Source organism: Methylocystis sp. NC52PC, from assembly GCF_055698645.1.
On record NZ_CP170127.1, the window covers coordinates 3,489,089 to 3,508,946 of the forward strand.

The 19,858-nt window shown below is 59.0% G+C and carries 13 protein-coding genes and 1 pseudogene; 7 read left to right on the plus strand and 7 right to left on the minus strand.

Going from position 1 to position 19,858, the window contains the following annotated elements; genetic code table 11:
* Positions 1 to 785 precede the first annotated feature (785 nt).
* The 3 genes from ACETII_RS19150 to ACETII_RS19160 all read left to right on the plus strand — a co-directional run bounded on the left by ACETII_RS19150 (position 786) and on the right by ACETII_RS19160 (position 4,155).
* A complete protein-coding gene (locus ACETII_RS19150) occupies positions 786 to 2,582 on the plus strand; it encodes a DEAD/DEAH box helicase (protein ID WP_472788192.1) in 1,797 nt (598 codons plus the stop codon).
* Positions 2,583 to 2,679: 97 nt separating this feature from the next.
* Positions 2,680 to 3,201, plus strand: coding sequence for a hypothetical protein (locus ACETII_RS19155; protein WP_472786596.1), 522 nt, complete (start codon positions 2,680 to 2,682; stop codon positions 3,199 to 3,201).
* An 822-nt stretch (positions 3,202 to 4,023) separates the two neighbouring features.
* Positions 4,024 to 4,155: a hypothetical protein gene (locus ACETII_RS19160; protein ID WP_363348641.1), complete on the plus strand. Its 132-nt coding sequence runs from the start codon at positions 4,024 to 4,026 to the stop codon at positions 4,153 to 4,155.
* 168 nt (positions 4,156 to 4,323) lie between these two features.
* Here the strand turns inward: ACETII_RS19160 and ACETII_RS19165 are convergent.
* Positions 4,324 to 5,573 (minus strand): annotated as a pseudogene (locus ACETII_RS19165) (IS3 family transposase).
* Between the two features lie 422 nt (positions 5,574 to 5,995).
* Here ACETII_RS19165 and ACETII_RS19170 point away from each other — a divergent pair.
* On the plus strand, positions 5,996 to 6,301 hold the full coding sequence (locus ACETII_RS19170) for a hypothetical protein (protein WP_363348643.1): 306 nt from the start codon (positions 5,996 to 5,998) through the stop codon (positions 6,299 to 6,301).
* Between the two features lie 171 nt (positions 6,302 to 6,472).
* On the opposite strand, the gene ACETII_RS19175 is transcribed toward ACETII_RS19170, so the two are convergent.
* Genes ACETII_RS19175 through ACETII_RS19195 form a run of 5 tightly spaced genes read right to left on the minus strand, consistent with a single transcriptional unit; the run spans position 6,473 to position 12,975 of the window.
* Entirely contained in the window at positions 6,473 to 7,852 is a 1,380-nt protein-coding gene (locus tag ACETII_RS19175) for a TolC family outer membrane protein (RefSeq protein ID WP_472786597.1), read from the minus strand.
* Between the two features lie 45 nt (positions 7,853 to 7,897).
* Complete coding sequence (locus tag ACETII_RS19180; protein ID WP_472786598.1) at positions 7,898 to 9,199, minus strand: HlyD family type I secretion periplasmic adaptor subunit; 1,302 nt, start codon at positions 9,197 to 9,199, stop codon at positions 7,898 to 7,900.
* 20 nt (positions 9,200 to 9,219) lie between these two features.
* The gene (locus ACETII_RS19185; RefSeq protein WP_472786599.1) at positions 9,220 to 11,067 is read right to left on the minus strand and encodes a type I secretion system permease/ATPase; all 1,848 of its coding nucleotides are present in this window, start codon (positions 11,065 to 11,067) and stop codon (positions 9,220 to 9,222) included.
* Positions 11,057 to 12,670, minus strand: a complete 1,614-nt coding sequence (locus ACETII_RS19190; protein WP_472786600.1) for a hypothetical protein — start codon at positions 12,668 to 12,670, stop codon at positions 11,057 to 11,059. Before ACETII_RS19190 ends, ACETII_RS19185 begins: the two co-directional genes overlap by 11 nt.
* Positions 12,670 to 12,975: a helix-turn-helix domain-containing protein gene (locus ACETII_RS19195; protein ID WP_472786601.1), complete on the minus strand. Its 306-nt coding sequence runs from the start codon at positions 12,973 to 12,975 to the stop codon at positions 12,670 to 12,672. Before ACETII_RS19195 ends, ACETII_RS19190 begins: the two co-directional genes overlap by 1 nt.
* 369 nt (positions 12,976 to 13,344) lie before the next feature.
* Between ACETII_RS19195 and ACETII_RS19200 the strand changes: the two genes are divergently transcribed.
* Together ACETII_RS19200 and ACETII_RS19205 are read left to right on the plus strand one after the other, a co-directional pair.
* Positions 13,345 to 14,586 (plus strand): glycosyltransferase, encoded by a 1,242-nt coding sequence (locus ACETII_RS19200; protein ID WP_472786602.1) that lies wholly within the window; start codon positions 13,345 to 13,347, stop codon positions 14,584 to 14,586.
* Between the two features lie 31 nt (positions 14,587 to 14,617).
* Positions 14,618 to 16,564, plus strand: coding sequence for a class I SAM-dependent methyltransferase (locus tag ACETII_RS19205; RefSeq protein WP_472786603.1), 1,947 nt, complete (start codon positions 14,618 to 14,620; stop codon positions 16,562 to 16,564).
* Between the two features lie 49 nt (positions 16,565 to 16,613).
* On the opposite strand, the gene ACETII_RS19210 is transcribed toward ACETII_RS19205, so the two are convergent.
* Complete coding sequence (locus ACETII_RS19210; RefSeq protein ID WP_472786604.1) at positions 16,614 to 16,787, minus strand: hypothetical protein; 174 nt, start codon at positions 16,785 to 16,787, stop codon at positions 16,614 to 16,616.
* 150 nt (positions 16,788 to 16,937) lie between these two features.
* Here ACETII_RS19210 and ACETII_RS19215 point away from each other — a divergent pair, with 150 nt between their 5' ends.
* Positions 16,938 to 19,745: a beta strand repeat-containing protein gene (locus ACETII_RS19215; RefSeq protein WP_472786605.1), complete on the plus strand. Its 2,808-nt coding sequence runs from the start codon at positions 16,938 to 16,940 to the stop codon at positions 19,743 to 19,745.
* Positions 19,746 to 19,858 lie beyond the last annotated feature (113 nt).

Genomic DNA, 19,858 nt, shown 5'->3' on the forward strand with positions numbered 1-19,858 from the left:
AGGCGACTGTTCGACAATCTCAGCTTAGCAAGGTTATCGACACGCATAGCTATTTAACTGAGTATAGCAGTCAACAAGTCAAAATCAGCATTATAGCCAACATACTCGACCAACAAGCCACCATCTTTATCGTCTTCGTTTAGCACGATCTTGGTGGATCGAAAGCAGCAACAGGACGAGCAAACCCTCCCGATTCTGGATGCCGCCAAATCGAACTGCGAGGCCCGCCAGCGCGCCTCTTGCGCCGACCCGCTACCCTAACTAGCGGAGAACCTCTCCGTTAATGTAAGGCCTGTTTCCGTCCATTCTGGATGAGTTGCACATCCCCCTTACTTGCCTCCCTCGCGACCTACGACCCTTCTGGTCCTTGGGCGAGCGGTTTGGTCAAGCATGGGTTGCACATCAACATAGACATGCGAACGCCGAAGCCCGAACAGAACAGGGATGAGCGGTCACATAAACCTAAACGGGGTGGTGAGGCTCTAAAGCCTCTTCTCTTATTAGAGGTTTACCCACCCATTTCTCAACCGAAACCAAAATCCAATCTTGAACCCCGCCAACATTCCATCTGGCTAGGGTTAATCAACAAAGGAACACAACAAACGATGATGCCTAATGTTATATCCCCATCTCACATGCCTAATGTTATATCCCCATCTCACTTTGCTGACATAATGTCTAAGCATTGGACTGAGACACTGGGTAATAAATCATCCCCTAAGCTTCAAGCTGTATGGCGGACTATGGCTGCGGAGTTTGGTCTCGCCATACTAAACGCTAATACAATGCACTCTCAATCCTCACTAACAACTAAGCTCAAAACTAAGCCTTGGTATATTCTCCAACCTCCTACAGGATCAGGTAAGACCCAGGGAACGGTTGTCTATTGTTCGCTAGTAGCTAGGTCCAACGCTACCGATGACTCTCCTACAGGGGTCTTGATAGTCGCCAGACTCATTGAACAATGCAAGGATATGGTCAGAGCTATCAATGAGCTTGCTGGTCGTGAAGCTGCTTATGCTCACCACTCAGATGAACCGCTAACCATTGAGGACATGAGTAAGGCTGACATTCTTGTCATCACTCAATCTGCACTTGTTAATGCGTTCGAGGGTCTGGTGAAGGATAAGCGGAATAAGTGGGAGGCTTACTCAACATGGCGTCACGGTAGGCGTGGACTAATGATTATCGATGAAGCCCTGACGGGTGTGGTCGAGGAAAACAAGATCACGCTTGATGGCCTCCGAAGGGTCATTGGCATAATCCCTTACGCGATTCGGGAGAAACACAAGGGTGCCGTAGAAGCTCTTATCAAACTCGAAACACTCCTTGAGGGTTTTGCATCCTCAGTGTCTAGCAAACATAAGATCGCATGGGGGCCAGAAATCGATAGCGAGATTGAAGCGCCAAGGGAGATTGACCTCTACCCTTTGAGGGTCGCCCTTCGTTCACTCCGCCTTGATCAACTCGTTATTGGGAAGGACAGCAGCCAAGATAGGGATCGCTTAATGGGTATCATTGACAGGACGTTCAAGGATGCCCAAGCCGTTCTGGATCGATGGGCGGTTTACTCCCGTAAGGGCAAGGAACACACGCTCAATAGCGCCCTGTTATTGATTCCTGAGGATGCGCCTCCGGCTGTGGTCTTGGATGCCACTGCGAGCCAGTCTGAGCTATGGGAAATCTTGGGAGACCGTGCAAATGTTCGCCCAGTTCCTCAAGACGCTCGTAGTTACGCCAATGTCACTCTCCATGTATGCCGATGGGACGGCATGGGTAAACACAAGATGATCAAGGAGGCTGCTACTCGTTTCCCACGACTAATCGATGACCTACAACGGAGACTTGGGGCAGATCGGAAGGTGTTTGTCTGCACTCACAAGGCGGTTGAACATGTTGCGCTCGGATTTGCACCTCATTTCCACTCGTATTCCGTAGGTCACTGGGGTGCTGTCGATGGTCGGAATGATTGGCAGGAGTTCGACACGGCTGTGATCTTTGGCTTGCCCTACAGGGATTCGGTATGGGCGAATAATGTGTTCTTCTCGATACAGGGCTTGAGAGACGATAAGTGGCTTCAACAACCGAAATGGAGGGAACATGATAATGTTCGGCTGATGATGCAAAACCGTCAACTATCGGTCTCGGTCATTCAAGCGATCAATAGGGTAAGATGCAGACGGGTGGTAAACGAGCGAGGCGACTGCTCACCCACTGATGTTTTCATCGTGCTGCCTGATAACTCGACTGGCGATGCCATGTTGAGTGCGATCCAGCAGGAAATGCCTAAGATCAAGGTAATGGACTGGGAGTTCGAGCCCGATGGTCAGAAGGTGAGGATTAGGAAGGGGTCGAACCACGAAGCTTTACTGTCCCTGATGAATCATAAGCTGCCCGGTGAGACTGCTTGGTCGGAAGTCAAGGTAGTTCTGAGGCTAACTAGAGCAGGAGATAAGGAGCTACGTGGAGTGCTGAGGGATTGCTCTCACCCGCTGACTAAGGAGCTTGGGAAGATAGGTGTCCGATATGACGTTAGGGGTCAGGGGAGAGGGTCAAAGACTTTCCTCTTGAAGGCTGCGTAGCTGAAACTTGAACTAGAGGGACGGGTTCGCCTGTCTCTCTGGTTTCGGCCCTTTCTGTTTGACAGGGTATTTTTTTGACTTACCGGAGGGCGTTACCATGCCGCTAGAGCAAGAACAGATTGAGATGCTGACAGTTCATTTGCCGTACGAACTGGATATGCTGAACGCAACCTATAGGTTGTTGGCCAGCGAACAAGCAGAGGACGCCACGCTTTGCAACATATTCTTCGAGTGCTTCTTCCTCCATGCTCGTAATCTGTTGGAGTTCTTCAACAAGCATCAGAGTCGAACGGCGTCTGCGTCGGCTTTTACGAGCAGGCGGCTTACCTATGAACTGGCTAGCTTGGAGGACGCCATCAACAACCAGATTGTCCATCCTAACTACGCAAGGGGTGAAAACGCGAGCGAGCCGGTGCTTAACGGCACTCACGTTCAACGCATCAAGGGAGACATTGACCGGGCGGTCGCTGATTTCCAATCAGCACTAACTGATGACGCCAAGGAGCATTGGAAGCCTAGGAAGTCCGACAATACAACTGTATCAGTTGCTTCGTTCTATGCGTCCGCGACTAACGCAATCCATTCGGTCACGACTATCTGCCAACTGAGGCCGGAGTAGATTGGTCGGCCGGAAGACGTGCGGATGCCTTTAACGTAGCTGTTGTTCGAGGCTTCTCTTGTCACACTGCTTGTCACAGTGAAAGGCTGAAAACGCCTCTTGAACCTCTCCCCGTCCTGCCTGTAGATTCTGAGGGTCAACAAATCAGGCAGTGTGTAATAAGCTGGAATCACAGGGAAATAGGTAGCGAATAGGGATTTCGTTAGTCAGGATGAAAACGACACCCTTGGCCAATGCGCTGCAATCGCACTGCAGAGGTCGGGGGTTCGAATCCCCCCAGCTCCACCAAGTAAATCAATATATTAAGAAAAGACGTGACCGTCAGCTTCCGCGCGTAGCGACCATATCGCTACCGGCGAGCGTTACGAGGCCGGCGTCGCCCGTCCGTTTCGCCCGCGTGTGCGAACAATCAGGCAGGCCGAACGGCGCAAGCCTGACTTTCATCGCCGATCAGGGGCGTCGCTTGCCGCCAAGATGCTCGAGCTGCCCCTATCCGACAAGCAAGAGCGGCCCCGCTAACCATCTCTTAAGAAATCAGGCGTCCGATACTGCGGCAACGTCCGGCGCGTTCATCCGCCAGCGTCAGCAAACCTTGGTAAGGACAGCTTGGCGTTGCACCGTCTCATCGGGATGGTCGGGGAAACCGCGTGGGCGCGAAAGCGGCCCGCCCCCACCGCCAACCTATTGACCCAGGCCGCGCCATTTCTCCCGGCAGCAGTGGACAAAGCCCACTCCTCTTGTGTGCTGGCGCACCTACGGCCGAACCTCGATCAGCTACCGTCAGACCATCGAGAACACAGGCAAGAACTGACGGAGCCGACTATGACTAAGCTGACCACCATCTTCGCCGCTATCGCTCTGACCCTGAGCATCGGCTTCGCCAGCACGGCTTCCGCCGCTCCCGAGGGTTTCAATAACTTCGACGGCGCCGCCTGCTACTGCATGGACCCGTGATCCTGGATTTATGGGGGGCGGAAAACCGGCAAAGGGGGCGCTCATGCGCCCCCCTTGTTACTGTGGGGACTGCTAAGCGGACATCGCGCCATTCGCTCTGCCTCGCCTGTTCGGCATGGCCTCGTGACTGTACTGCGGCCCGGTTTTGAGACAACCGACTGCGCTTATTCAGGCGGCCAAGGGTAGCTCTGCGATGTTTGCCTTGGCAACCGAAAGCTGTTCGGCTCTCACCTGATCGGGCGTTTTGTAGCCGTGCCTGGCGACGAGCCAAGTTTTGTTGTAACGCGCGGCGAATTCGATGAGCGCCACCCTGAGGTCCTCGATCGTGCGGAAGGCCCTGACCCACAACAGGTTCTCCTTCAGCGTCCGGATGAAGCGCTCGGCGACGCCATTGCCCTCGGGCTCTCGCACGAAAGAGGGCGAGGCTTCAATTCCCAGGCATTTGACCTCGGACTGAAAATCTTCCGACATGTAATTGGACCCGTGATCGTGACGCAGTCTCAATCCGCAGGCGATTTCTGGAGCGATCGCGCCGAAGCAGCGTTTCACGCCCTGTCGAACAGGCTCCAGCGCCTCGAACCGATTGGCTGATTTTGCGGCGTGAACGCCGACGACCTCCGAGTTGGCGTGTTCGACGGCGACGAACACATAAGCCTTGCCTTCATCGGTCGTAACCGTTTGTGTCATGTCGGTTCCCCACATTTCGTTGACACGATCGGTGACGATCGTGCCGTCATGCGTCTTGGCCGACGCCGACACCACTCGATGCGGCGCAAGCAATCCATGTTCGCGCATCACGCGCCGCACCCGTCGGGGACTGGCGCGCACGCTGGAGACTCGTAGCCGCGCCCATATCTTCCGGTAGCCTTCGCCATGGAATTCAGAGGCCTCGATTTCGCGACGGATGTGATCCGCCAGTTCGGCATCCGAACATGCCCCAATGGGGCCGGGTCGACGTCGGGGAGTGTCTTCAGGCGTCTCCACGCGAGATCGATACACGGTTGCCCGCGACAGGCCCCACACCCGCGTCACGCGCGACAATCCATAGATGCGACCGAAAGACAGAGAACGAGCCCGGCTCATTTCCTCGGCCTCCGGCGGGCCAAAGGGCGTTTGTTTTCCAGGACGTCAATCTTGGCGTAGAGAAGCTCGTTATCCATGGTGATCTCGCCCACCTTGGCCTTCAGCCGGGCGATCTCATCGTCGCGGTCATCCCGCTCGCGCTCTTTCAGAGCCGAGGCGGCCCCCGCCAGAGCCCGATCCCGCCATTCGGTCAGCTTCTGGATGGTGACATTGGTCTCGCGAGCCACCAGTTCCAACGGCTCTCCGCGTAGGAGGCGGGCCACGACCGCCATCTTGCGCTGAACGGAAAAACGCCGGCCCCTGGCGCTAACCTTCTCTTCCTTGGTCACTTTCAAATCTCCGGTTGCGGTTCAAATTACCGCAGCCGGCTGTCTCACCTAACCGTGCCGCACCCCAGCATGGCCTCGTGACGGCGATCCAAGGCGCTCCCAGCTACGACTGCGGAACCCTCCCGATTCAGCAAACTTCGCGGCGTTCGAGTTGGCGGCTCGAGCATCCTTTTGCATGAAGCGGCGCGCCACGAACCGCTGCGAGAGGCGACAAACATACTGCGCGCGATACGGCGGCCCTTGCGGAGATTGTGCTTAATTATATCCGCGTCAGCTGAGCAAATCAGCATCCGTGAAGATTATAGGTGAAAACGCTTAATCAATATGGACACCTATCCAAAAAGGCGCCTGTGCGTGCCTTTATGATCGCCTACTTCCTCCGCCGAAGCGCCGACAGGCGGCTTCACCCCAAGTATGGAGGAATACTCATGAGGAAGCTCCTTCTTATTCCTGCAGCTCTGGTTCTTTCCACTGGCTTCACGTTCGCCCAGCCCTTGACGCTCAATCAGACGGGAAACGTGACCCAGCAGATCGGCAATACCTACAACGGCGGCTTCGCCAAGAACAGTTCTTACCTTCTGCAGGCGCAGGTTCCGGTCAACGTTTGGAATGGCGCCCTTTCGCAGTCAGCGACCGTCAACCAGACGATTGGCAACACCTATAACGGCGGAACCGCTATCAACAGATCGACAGTGATCCAGGCGCAGGTTCCGCTGAACTTCGGCGCGCCGTGAGATAATTGCTTGCTCTCCTGGCTCTTTGGATGGATCGCGGCCGACGACGGCCGCGGTCTTCTCTTCGAGGCGGCGCGCGCCTTCCCTGCGCAACTTCACACTAATGGAATCGACAGCTAGACGCCGACGATTCATCTTAAAAAAATCCGCTTTCGCGCGCGCGTCGCTCGGCTATTTCCAGGGCTCGAGTCCAATGAACTGATGTTTGACTCGGTCGAAATGCTCGGTGGGATCATACATCGGAACGTCGAGCCCAAGCGTCGCCGCCGACAATCCGCCGATTGCCGCCAGCAGATTATAAGAGGTCGCGATACGGTCGCGCTGTCCAATCACATAGGCGATGCGCGCATTAACCAGCGTCAATTGCGAGTTCAAGATTTCCAGAGTGATCCTCTGGCCATATTTTGCCTCTTCGCGCATCCCGGCGAGCGTTTCCTCGCCTTTCGCGACCTGCTCCTTGGCGGCGGCCAGAAACTTTCCCGACTGTTTCCACGCCGCCCAAGCCGCCTCCGTCGACTGATGGATTTGAAGAAGTTGCTGGTCCTGTAGATATCTGGCCTCCCCCAATTTTTCCTTTGCTTGGCGAGCCTGCCCATAGATCACGCCGCCTTCATAGATTGGCGCGTTGAGCTGCACACCGACAAAACCCTGGAAAAGGCGTTGATTTGCCGTGTTATAAGCGTCGTACTGCTTCCACACTTGGCCGTTGAGCGCAACCGTCGGCGCAAGTTGCCCCTCGATAATGCTCACGGCGTAGTCCTGAATCTCGACATTGTAGCGCGCCGCCTGCGCCAGCGGATGGTTCGCATCCGCGAATTGAATCGCCGCCTCGATGCTTTTGGGCAGCATATTGTCCAAAGGCGGCGCGGGGGCCAACCTGGTCGCCGCTTGGCCGATCACCTGCTTGTAGACAGATAAACTCGCCTGCAAATTCACGGTCGCCGTCGCACGGTCCTGCTTTGCTTGCGCATGGGCGGTCTCGGCCTGATAGACGTCCGTCATCGTGACCTCGCCGCCGATCAGGCGTTCCCGCGTAATCTCCACTTGGTGAGCCATGATGGCGACATACTGGTCACGGAGATCGTAGATCGCGATGTCGCGCTGCACGTTCAGATAGGCGCTCGCCGCCGCCGACAAAACGGACAGCTCGATATTGCGCAGATATTGCCGCGACTGGAAAATCTGCGCTTCCGCCTGGTTGATCCCGTTAATCCCTCTAAAACCGTTGAAAATATTCAGGCTGAGAGAAATGGCTCCCCCTCCCGGCTGCGTGGACGCGGGGGCCAAGTTGATAATCTGGCTTCCGCTTCTAACGCCCTGGAGCTCTTGCACCTGGAGCCCGAAGTTACCCTGGACGGACGCAGTCGGGAGAAACGCCCCCTGCGCGATGGGTAAGTTCTCGTCCACGCCACGTGTGTTCGCGCGCTGAGCATTGAGCTGGGGATTGACCAGATAGGCGTGCGCCAAAGCCTCTCGCATGGTTTCGGCGCGACAGCTCGGCGCGGCGAGCGCCACGCAGCCGATAACGGAGACAGCAAACGAGATACGCATGACAACCCCTTGATCGTGTCGCAAGACCCGATGCGGACGCGACCTCTACTGCTCGATAAAAGTCTTACGTAACGAGGCAGACAGGGGCGATATGAGATAATCAAGAACTGTGCGCTCGCCTGCAGATACGATGACTTCCGCCGGCATGCCGGCGCGCAAACGACTCCGGTAAGCCTCCGGAATCTCGGCTCGGCTGATTGCGATTATTCCCAGATAGTAGGGCTGCTTGCTCGTTTCATCGACCAGGCGGTCGTGCGAAATCGTCTCGAGATTGCCCGCCATGACAGGCAGCGTGCGCGAGTGGAAAGCCGGGAATCGAATTTCCGCCGTCTGGCTCTCCCGGACGCTGTCGATGTCGGTGGGAGAAAACTGCGCTTGTACAATCAAGCGGTCCTGATCTGGGACGATGTCGAGTATCGGCTCTCCGGGGCGCAGGACCTGGCCGATGGTGAAAACCTTCAGGTTCTGGATCGTTCCAGTCCTCGGCGCGGCGACGTCGATGCGTCGCAGCACATCATTGGCCACGATGCCTCGCTGCCGAAGGTCGGTTATTTTCTGTCGGACGTCCAACAATAGCGTAGCGACGTCCTCCTGAAATTTCTGTTTCATCTGTGCGATCTGAACGCCGATTTCGTTGATCGCTCCATCCGCTTTGGCGGAGTCGGAAATCAGTTTCCCTACGATGCCCTCGAGCCGGGTCCGTTCCCGCTCCATCGCGAACACGCGATTGGCGGGCACGAGTTGCTTGGCGAGCAGCATGCGCAAGCCGGCGAGCTCGTCGTTAATGTAGCGCACTTGCTTTTCCGTGGACGCCTTCTCGATCGCGATGCCGCTGATCTCGGTCCTGAGCTGCTTGATGCGGGCCTCGAGGATTTCAAGCTGCCCGCGCAGCGAGGCGCGGCGCTCTTCGAACTGTCTTGTCTCGTCCTCGACGAGCTTACCGATTCGCGGATTGGTCTTGTCGCGAAACCACTCCGAAGACCATGCGATATGATCTTTTCCTTCTCTTTCGGCGATCAATCGGGCTTCGAGCGCCAGAGCCGAGTCGAGCTGGTTCTGCAATACTTCGAGATTGGCTTGCGCTTGCACCTTATCGAGGCGAAGCAGGATCTGTCCTTCGCGGACGTGATCCCCCTCTTTGACCAGGATTTCACGCACGATCCCGCCCTCGTAATGCTGCAGAGTCTTCCTGTTCGTCTCCGTCGAGATGAAGCCGGTCGCAACCACGGCGCGATCAATCTTCGCCACCGCGGCCCAGCCGCCGATGACGCCGAAGGTCAAGAAAATCGTGGCGTAGCCCATGGATGCAAATTTGCGCCAATCATCCGTAGCGGTCTGCACGCTCATACGCGTTGGTCCTTCGACGATTACTTGGGTTGGGCTCCGGGAGCCTGCGAGCCCATGAGATGCGGCAAGATGGCGTCGCGCTGCCCAAACGCCTGAACGAGACCGTTAGCCAATACGAGAATCTTGTCGACAGCCGTCAAAACGTTGACCTTGTGGGTAATGATGACGACGATCGCGCCGAGCTGCCTAATTTTCTGAAGCGCCCGCAACAACGCTTCTTCGCCCGCGGGGTCTAGGTTTGCATTCGGCTCGTCCAAAACAACGAGACTGGGCGCGCCATAAAGCGCGCGCGCCAGCGCCAGTCTCTGCTTTTGTCCCCCAGACAGGACGTGCCCGCCTTCCCCGATCTGCGTATTGTAGCCCTCGGGCATCTGCTGGATCAGCTCATGGCATCCGGCAAGCGACGCCGCTTCGATGACTTTTTCTGGAACATAGTCTTGGAACCGAGAAATATTCTGGGCGATGGTGCCGTCGAACAATTCGACATCTTGCGGCAAATAGCCAATGTGCACCCCCAGTTCCTGGGGATTCCAATGTGAGAGATCGTCGCCGCCAAGCCGCACCGATCCCCGCAGATCCAGCCACACACCCACCAGGACTCGCGCAAGGCTCGATTTCCCCGCCCCGCTAGGTCCGACGACGGCGACAATCTCTCCCGGGGCCACGGCGAACGAAACGCCCTTCAGGATCGGCGCCTGCGGCCGTCCCGGCGCGGCGGCCACGACCTCCGTGACGACCAATGCGCCGTCTGGCTTGGGGAGCGACATGCGGGGGCTTCCATTCCCCGCGATCGAAAACAATTTGTGTAACCGTTCATAAGCCGAACGCGCCGCGATAAAGCCCTTCCAATTGCCAACGGCGAGCTCAATCGGCTGCAACGCCCGCCCAACGAGGATGGAGCCCGCCACGATCGCTCCGGGCGAAATTTCGCGCGCGATCACGAGATGCGCCCCAGTCCCAAGAATGATCGTCTGCAGGAACATGCGGAAGAACTTGGTGAAGGCGACGATCGCTCCCGATCGATCGCTGGCCCAGGCTTGAGCGGCAAGAACACTGTCATGCTGATCGAGCCAGATCTTCTTGAGATTCTCCACCATGCGCATCGCCTGCAACACTTCCGTATTACGGAAGACGGCGTTGGCGCTCTGGCTCGCCCGCGCGTTCGCGAGCGTCGCCGCATTCAGGTGCTTCTTGGTCATCGCCTCGTTCAGCGCCGTCAGTGCCAGCGTCGCGAGGCTTCCAAGCAAGGCGATGACGCCGAACCACGGATTGAGAATGAAGCAGGCCACGACGAAAATCGGGAACCAGGGCGCGTCGCACAGCGCCAGGAGACCGGAGCCGGTCAGAAACTCCCGCACGACGTCCATGTCGCGAAGACATTGCACGTGTCCCCCGCTCGGCATCCGGACATTGCCTTGATGAATCGCTTCGAACACGGGGCCGGCGATCTTGGCGTCGAACAAGAGGCCGGCGCGCACGAGGATGCGGGCGCGCAGACCTTCGAGAAGCGCGTAGATCATCAGCAAGGCGCCCGCGAGGACAGTGAGCGCGATCAACGTCGTTTCACTGCGGCTGCTGACGACGCGATCGTAGATCTGCAACATATAAAGCGGGCTGACGAACATCAGCAGATTGATGAAAAAGCTGAATACGATCGCCGTCAGAAAGATCGGACGCGTCTCGCGAATGCCGTTCATCAAGCGACTTTGCACGCCCGTCGCGCTCGGCAGCGTCTTCTTGTCGCCCACTGCAAATATGGATGCAAAGAGCCTGACGCTGCTCGTGAGATAGCTCGCGAGGAGGATCACGTTGGGCTGCGCCAGGACCCATTGCCGCCGCAAGGCCTCACGCCAAGAGTTATTGTACATTGGAGAGAAGATGTTCGAGTGTCTGCTGCTGGCCGACGATGCTGATCGAACTACCGTCGCTGAACGACAGCGTGATGCTTTCCATCGGGGTTGTCGCCACCATCACGTCGTTTGGACCGTAAAAGACGAACTCTTGCCGCTGCGAAACGATCACTTTTGAAGACGGGGTTTCGGATAAGAAGAGTTGGAGGGCGTGGATGAAAGTATCCGCTGTCAAAATATCGCCTGTTCCTGCGCTCGCGCTCGATACGTAGACATTGTCGGAGAGCTCGGGCGCCGCCTCGACGGGCTCAAAATCGGGGGAAGCATCGGGGCTTTGCAGCGGCAGGGTAGACGCATCCTCAACGTGAGTCGTGAGGGCGACATTGTTCTGCGTGAGAAAATCCGCCGCCGATCCCGACTTCGACGCGTTTTTGTAATGCACCACATTTTCGAATTCGGACGGCAGCCGAAACACGAGATAGGCGTCTTCATGAAAAACTTGCGACTCCAAGACGTCGGCGGCCTTCGCCGGGGTCGAGCCGATCTTGTCATTATTGACCTTCAGCGCTGGTCTCGTGTCGTTCGCATCGGCGGTGTGAAGCTGAACGGCATGGGCCTGCGCCGCGAAGGTGGCGAAGGCGCCGCCGAACCCGGCCTTGCTGAAAAACACGAGCCCAGGATCGCTGTGAAAGAAAGGCGCGGGTACGATCGACGCAAGAACAGAAGGGTCGCTGGACGCTTTGGGGACTTCGGGCGAAGAGTCCGCCGGCGATCCGATGTCATGCAACGCCCCGACAAGGTCGATTATCGCCGCGACGGCGGTCTCGAAACCGACCTGCGGCTGAGGCGCAAGCTCGTCGACATGAGCGTTGTTGGAGGAACTGTAAGCATTTTCGAGACGTTCCGGAGCGACCACTTCTGTCGACGCCTCCGGCGCCGGAATTCCCGGATTCGTGTCTGCCAAGGGCAAGCGTCTGGCGCGATCGGCCTCGCCTGCGGAGGCGCTGTTCGACAAGTCGGAATACAGACCCTCCGACAGAATCGTCGCCGCCAAAATCTGGCGCATGCCCGAATTGAAATCACGCTCGACGCCCAAACGCTCCTCGAGACGCGTGACGACGTCTCCTGGCAGGGTGAAGTCTGCAGATGCAGAGATCGCTGCGGCGCCGGCTTTCTTGGCGCCGTCCTTGGTCGGCTCCTTCGCCTGCGCGGGCGCGGGCGCCTTCAGAAAGGCCACGCCGACAACCGCCACCAGCAGGGTCGCGGGATGCATCAACACGTTGGAATTGCCGCGCTTGACCTCGCCGGGCCAGAGCTGTTGGCGATCGATGATATTTTGAACCAGGGAGCGGAAGTCGCGCCCGCGCGCAACCCCCTCATACGCCGAACTGACGACGACATAGTCTCCGTCAATGCGGGCAAAATGGACGATCGGTTCGGAGTCGTCCTCGCGACAGAACACGAACCAGGGATCGCCCTCGTCGCTCAATCCGCGATCCGTCGCAACGCGCATTCCACTTTGGATCAGGACGCGCTCCACGCGGTAGAACTCCGCGAGCTCCTGATTGGACCAATCCCGCGGTCGACTGCGAAAGAGGGAGAGGGACGCGACGTTGCTCATCAACCGTCACTCTCGTCGAAAAGGATCTGATAGACGATGGGATCGTAGTATTTCATCAGCGTCTTGACGAAGGCGCGCGGCTCGATCTTCAACGCTGACGCCCACAAGAAATATCGGTCTGGCGGAATTCGCCCACGTCCGTTTTCGACCTGCGAAATGAACGTGTAGTACTCAGTGTCCACCAGCCGCGCGAAGTCCCGCTGCGAAACGCCGGCCTGCTCGCGCAGACTGCGCAGCCAGCGGCCTCCTTCCCGGCGAAGCTCCATCGTATTTAAGTCGGTTCGCCTTTGAGGATTTCCGTACATCGCCACATTCCTTGACAGCCAAGGTATAGCAATCTACAGACTGCCTGTCTAGATACAGTTAAGCTGTCGCTGCGCAATGACGAACTGCCCGCGGCCGACATCACGCTGTGTGCAACCCGAGAGACCGGCAGACCAAGGTGTTTGGAACGCTACGAATGATCGTTGCAACGGCCGGCGTCTCGAGCCGTTTGCAGTTCGCCTTTCTGGCTTCCTGCGGCCGGGTCAATGGTCGCTGTCGCGCGATCCGTCGACTTGTGACGGGTTCGCAAGTCTCGTCGTCATTCCGCTCACTCTGGTCGCAGAGCGACCCCTTGCGCCGCTTCTTGCGCGGCGGCGAAGCCCTCATTGTCAGCGTCGGAGCGTGATCCCGTGAAAAGACGCGGCGCCATCGTCATCGGACCGGCATGGGAGTCATGCGGCAGCCACCAGCTCTTCAAAGCGCAGTTGCGCGCCTTGGCGGCTATGGGAATGGAAACTTACTTTCTCGCCGTCGCGCCGGTCTTGTCGATCGTCGGCGAGCAGGGAGACGGTTGGTGGGCGCATTACCGGGAGCAGACCGGAGACCTCGGCGCAGACGCCCGCGGAGAGGCGACGCTTTCCAGTATCTCGAATTTTCGCCCGGGCGTCTTGCTGGGAAAGCTCGCAGCGAGAAGGCGCACGTCCGTCTTCTGGCGCACGATGCCGGCGCGGCTCGCGGATGCGCCTGCAAGCTTGCGCGACTTTATCCGGTCGCATCAGATCGAGGCGCTGTTGTGCAATCACTATTTCAACCTGCCGCTCGCGCGAAGAATCCAGAAGTGGAGCGACGGCGTGAAAATCGTTTGCGAGACGCAGGATATCCAGAGTCGACACATGATCGTCAGCGACCCGCGGCATCCCTTGACGGGCGCGCCGGGGCATTACGAGCAGTATTTTCGCGACGAGCTGCGTTGCTGCGGCGCAGCGGATGAGTTCATTCATCTCAATGAGGAAGAATTCAGCGCATTCGCAAAGCAATTGCCGACGAAGAGACATCATCTCCTCTATCCCGCTCTCCCCCGGCCGCCTCGCTTGGAGCGCTCACCCAAGCTCGATATTGATTTCCTCATCGTCGCTTCCAACAACCGCCCGAATTTCAATTCGCTTCGCTGGTTTCTCGACGAGGTCTGGGATCGCAAACTCAACAGGTCGGCGCGGCTTCGCATCGTCGGCAATGTCGACGTCGCCTTTCAACACGAGGCCAGCGACTATCTGACGCGCTATGGACCGATCTTCATGGGTCGCGTCGACGACGTGGGGCCGTGGTACCATCGGGCGCGGACGGTTCTCGCGCCGACGATCGAGGGACAGGGGATTTCGATCAAGACGATCGAGGCTCTCTCCTATGGCCGCCCCTTTATCTACTCGCCCCTGGCGGTGCGCGGTTTCGATCGGCAGATTGGGGAAAGCCTGCCCGGGCTTTGCCGGTCGGCCGCCGAATTCAAGTCGGCGATCAAGGCGCGCCTCCCCTCGCCATTCCGCCTTCCCAAGCGCGAGATCAACAAGGAGGCGCTCGAGATTTACGAGACGCTTTTCGCGCCAGAGGCCTATCAGAGGCGGTTCCAGCAGATTTTCGCGCCCACGGATCGGTAGCGGAAGTTCGAGTTGTTGAAGGAAAATCGCTATGTCAGAGTTGGTTCAGAGCATCATCGACTATCAGGGGTCGCGCGGCGGGGCGCACAAGGCCGGCACGCTGACCGCGGCGCCGCTCGAGCGGATCGAATGGTATTTCCAAAATTATTTCAAGGGACGGCCGGTCCGCTCGGCGGAGACGGGTTGCGGCGCGTCGACCATCGTCCTTTCGAGATATGCGACGCATCACACGGCTTATACTTATGACGACCGCGCCGACGAGAATTCGAGCGTCGATTTCGCCGTCGAGTATCCGGGCTTCAACGCCGCCGCCGTGAAGTGGGTGTTCGGCCCGACGCAGCGGACGCTTTTCTCCGATCCTTTGGATCAGGACATCGACATTGTCCTCATCGACGGACCCCACGGCTATCCCTTTCCCGAGCTGGAATATTTCGCGTTCTACCGTCGACTCGCTCCCGGCGGGATATTGATCCTCGACGACGTCCACATTCCCACGATCAATAATCTTTATAAGGCGCTGCTGCAGGACGACTCGTTCTACTCCCACGGCCTGGCGGCGACCACGGCCTATTTTCAACGCTCCGACCGGCCCGCCTTCGATATGGAGGGAGATGGCTGGTATCTGCAGCGATACAACGTCCAGCGGTTCCCTGCGATCCACCACGAGGACGTCAGCGTCGGCCATCATCTGCCGCTGAAATTTGCTTTCGACGGCGTCTTCGAAGGCGCGCCGCTCGCGCGCGGCTTTTCGTTCCAGAACGGCCGCCCGGTGACCGAGGGCGACCTGTCGATCGTAGAGGTCAAACTCGCCCCCAGCGCGCCGAAGCGCGTGCGGCTCGCGCTCGACATCGAGCCAATCTGCGTCGAGGATCGGCTCGCACAGACGCCCATGGTCAAGATCTGCATTGCGGGACAGGTCGTTTACAATAGCGAGTTCACGGACTCCGGGCGCCGCACCATCGAATTCGAAGCCGAAACGGACGAATCCCCGACGCTGCGCATCGAGTTCTGGCACAGCGGCCTGCTGCGCGTGAACGATCTGCCGAACTGGCGCAAATCGCCCTGGGTCTGGTTCGACGGGCGGTTGCTCAATTTCTGGCTTCATTCCTTGAGCCTTTCCGACGCCGGCGCGGCGGAAGAGGAGCCCAATGTCGTCAACCGCGTCGCCGGACAGGCATTCTCGTTCGACTACGCCGGCGAGCGCATCACCTTTTTCGTCGACGATCCTGTCGACCCCGTTCAGCGCTTTCACGCGGCAGGGCAATTCGCCGATCTGGCCGAGCTCGACGCCGTGCAGCGCCTCACGCCGGCGGGCGCGCGTATTCTCGATCTCGGCGCCGGCGTCGGCAACCACGCGGCGTTCTTCGCCAAATATGCAGACGCTGCGCGGATCGCCTTGTGGGAGCCGGACCGCCGCAAGCATGGCGTGTTGCGTCTGAATATGGCGCTCAACGCCGTGGCGGGCGCGGATTTTTCGCTGCTCCCGCAGGACGCGACGGCGGCGCCGTCTTTCCCCGGCCTCCTCGCCAATGGCGCTTTTCAAAACCAGAGCTTCGATCTCATCCGCTTCGAACAGCCCGGCGCGGAACTGGACTTCATCGAGAACGCCAAAGCGCTCATCGGCGAAACCAAGCCGCTGCTGATGATCCATGTCGGCGCCGACAACGTCAGGCCTTTTCTCAAAAAGGCCGATGCGCTCGGCTATATCGTGGCGTGGCAACATCAAAAGTCGGATCGGGCGTTGACCTACATTCTTGCCGACAAACCGTCGAAGCCGTTGCGCACGAAAGACAAATCCTCCCTGCTCCGCCCGATCGACTGGTTTCGATCGCAGAGCCGGAGCGCGGCCGGCGAGGCGACGGAGAGCCTTGTTCAGAGGCTCGATGCGCTGGAAGCGGAGAACGCCCTGTTGCGTAAGGCGCTGTCCGAAGCAGCGGGCGATAACGTCGCTTCCGCGGACGCGCCGAAGGCTCATTAAGGCGCTTTGTGAACGCGCTTTGGCCGCGCCGATGCGACGGAAAACAGAATCAGCTCTCGGGCCGTCGCCTTGCATTTTGCAGGCGCGGCCCGAGCGCTCCGCCGCGGCTCCACTCGCGGCGGCGTACAAAACGAAAATCTTTCACTTCCACTAAGTTACTTTCTAATTTTGCTTTTTCCATTTTCGACGTCGCACGCCCGATGTCGGGCGCGCCATACAGCATACAGCATTCTTGACACACGCCGGGACGCGTGCGAATGAAGCTTGGTCTTGACAGTAAGGTTTGGCGTCAGAGAGACGCAGAGGACCGCACGTCTGCCGGCTGACGAGACATCAGTTTGAAAAAGCAGAACCCATTTGTAAGGAACCGAGCATGGCTACCGCTACTACCACGGTGCAACAGGCGATCGATGGTCTCTACATTACGCTTTACAATCGCGCGGCCGATAGCACGAGCTATCCGGGGTGGGGCGGTTTTCTCGGTCTGACGCCGACGCAGGTTGCGGGCCAGATCGCGACGTCGGCGCAGTATAAGGCGCTCGCCAACGCCTTCATCAATCCGCCCGCGGGTTCCGCCGGCGCCGCCAATGTCGCCGCTTATTACAATCAGACTTACGGCAGCCTGAACAACATCCAGTTCATCCAGGCGCTCTATCAGAACCTCGGTGGTCTGCCGGGCGAGTCGGCGGGCGTTCTCTACTGGTCGGGCCTGCTCAACGCCGGCCAGTCGCGCGCCGATGTGCTCGCGCAATTCGTCCAGGCCTTCCAGACCTATGATCTGTCGAGCCAGGCGGCCTCCGGCCTGAATGCGGCGGATTACGCCAACGCGCTCATCCGTCAGCAGACGTTCAACAACAAGATCCTCGTCTCGCAGTCCTACGCCTCGGCCTCTTCGACCAGCAAGTTCCTGATCCCGGGCGCGGCCGACGCCAATGACCCCGGCTACAAGGCTGCGACCAACGCCATTCAGGGCGTGGGCGCCGACCTCGCCTCGGTGCAGAACGCGCAGGGCCAGATCAACGCCGCCGTTGCGGCGGGCAATGTGACGCCGATCGTCGGCCAGACCCCGCCCTCGCTGCCGGGTTCGGGCACGACCTATACGCTCACGACCAGCGCCGACACCATCACCGGCACCGCTGGCAATGATACGGTCAACGGTCTGGTCGACGGCACGACCGCGGCCAATTCTACTCTCACGGCTGCGGATTCGATCAACGGCGGTCTGGGCTCCAACACCCTCAACATCACCGCGCAAGGCGGCGCCCTCGACGTCATCAACGGCGCGCTCGTCTCAAATATTCAGACGGTCAGCGTCCGCGCCGTTGGCACGGCCGGCGTTACCTTGGACGCCACTAACACGCCTGGCCTGACCAAGGTCATCTCCGATCTCTCTACCCAAGGCGTCACGGTTACGAAACTCGCCACGGGCGCTACCGCGCAGATCAACGGCAACGGCGCTGTGACGAACGGCAACTTCTGGTTTGGCTACAAGACCGCCGCCGACGCCGCGACGCTCAATGTGAATGGCGGCACGACGGCTGGTAACGTCACCATCTCCTCCGCCCCGACGGCCGTCACCCTCACGTCGACCGGCGCCGCGAACGAGATCGGCACTGTCGCGCTGGGTGGCGCGGCGACCGGCTTGACCGTGAACGCGACCACGAACCTCAAGACCGGCAACATCACCGGTTTTACCGGCACGACGTCTACGATCACCGTCTCAGGCGCGGCGACGACCGTCGACCTGGCCACGATCGAGAACACCACTGTAAAGACGATCGATGCGTCCGGCCTCACGGCCGGTGGCGTCACCGCCACTCTGAACAATAATACAGGCATCAAGTTCACGGGCGGCGCCGGCAACGACATCATCACCACTGGCGCGGTCCTTGTTTCGGGCGCCTCAGTCGATGCGGGCGCGGGGAATGCCGACGCTCTTGTCGTGGCGAATACTAACCACATCACCGCGACAACGGGGGCTTTCTACAAGGGCTTCGAGGTTCTCAGCCTTTCGGGCGCTGTGACTGTCGACGCGGACAATCTCGCGGGGACGAACACGTTTGGTAAACTCGTCCTTGCCGGCGGTGGCGCGCAAATTCTGTCCAACCTGAACGCCGCCACCGCGGGCAATGTGCAGATCGTCGCTTCTGATACGCCGACGATTGGCGTCAAGGGCGCGACCACAGTGGGTCAGCTCGACACGGTCGCCATCGAAGCCAATGATACTTTGACGGCCGTGAACACGATTACGCTCACGAATCCCACTTTGGCTGGCATTGAGACTCTCAAGCTCACGGCGACCGACAACATCACTATCAACTCACTCACGAACGCAACGGCTCTGACGAGCATCACGGCGACGGGCGCTGGCACTGTCAGCATCACGACCGGTGGCGTCGCCGCCAACTCCAATGAGTCGATCGACCTGAGCGCCGTGACGGGCGCCGCCAACGTCATCAACGCGTCGGCCGCAACAACCAATGGCTTGAGCCTGATCGGTTCCTCGACCAAGGCGACAACCATCACCGGCAGCTCGCAGGCCGATGTCATCAAGGGCGGCGCCGGCAACGACACGCTGTCCAACGAAGGCACGGGCGTCACGGCGACGAAGGGAGACTTGCTCACCGGCGGCGCAGGCAATGACACCTTCGCGCTCTACGGCAGCAACGCCAGCGCGGCCATTGCGACCGCCGAATCCGGCGCGGCGACGATCCTCGACTTCACGGTCGGGACCACGACGACGAGCGGCGACATCCTGCAGCTTTCCGCGACCCAGGGTAACTACGGCTCCGGTACGGCCTTTGGCGCGTCGGTCGCTGCGGCTGCTCTCGGTTCGGTGACGGTGCAGAACCTTGCTCAAAACTCGACTGCGACGATGGCGGCGGGTCTCGACGTCGTGAAGTTGACGACCGGCGTCGCGACTGCGGGGCTCACCTTGCAGCAGGCGTTCGACGCGGCGATCGGTTCCGGCTCGATCACCGGCGCGGCTAACAGCAACAGTTACTTCGTGTCGTTCTACGACACGACGAACTCCAAGGCTGTGATCGCCATTGTCGACGATTCGAATGGCACAGCCACTGCGATCGAGGCGGCGGACGCCGTGACGATCGTCGGCTCGATCAACATGACCGCGGCCGATTACGCGAACTTCGGCGTGAATAACGTTCTGCTCGTCGCGTAACCCGACTCGGGGACCGAACCTGATTTCAGGAACGACATTGAACGGGGCCCCTCGGGGCCCCGTTTTGCGCTCAAGAAGTGAGTCACCCTCGCTTTGGCGACCTTGGGTAGATG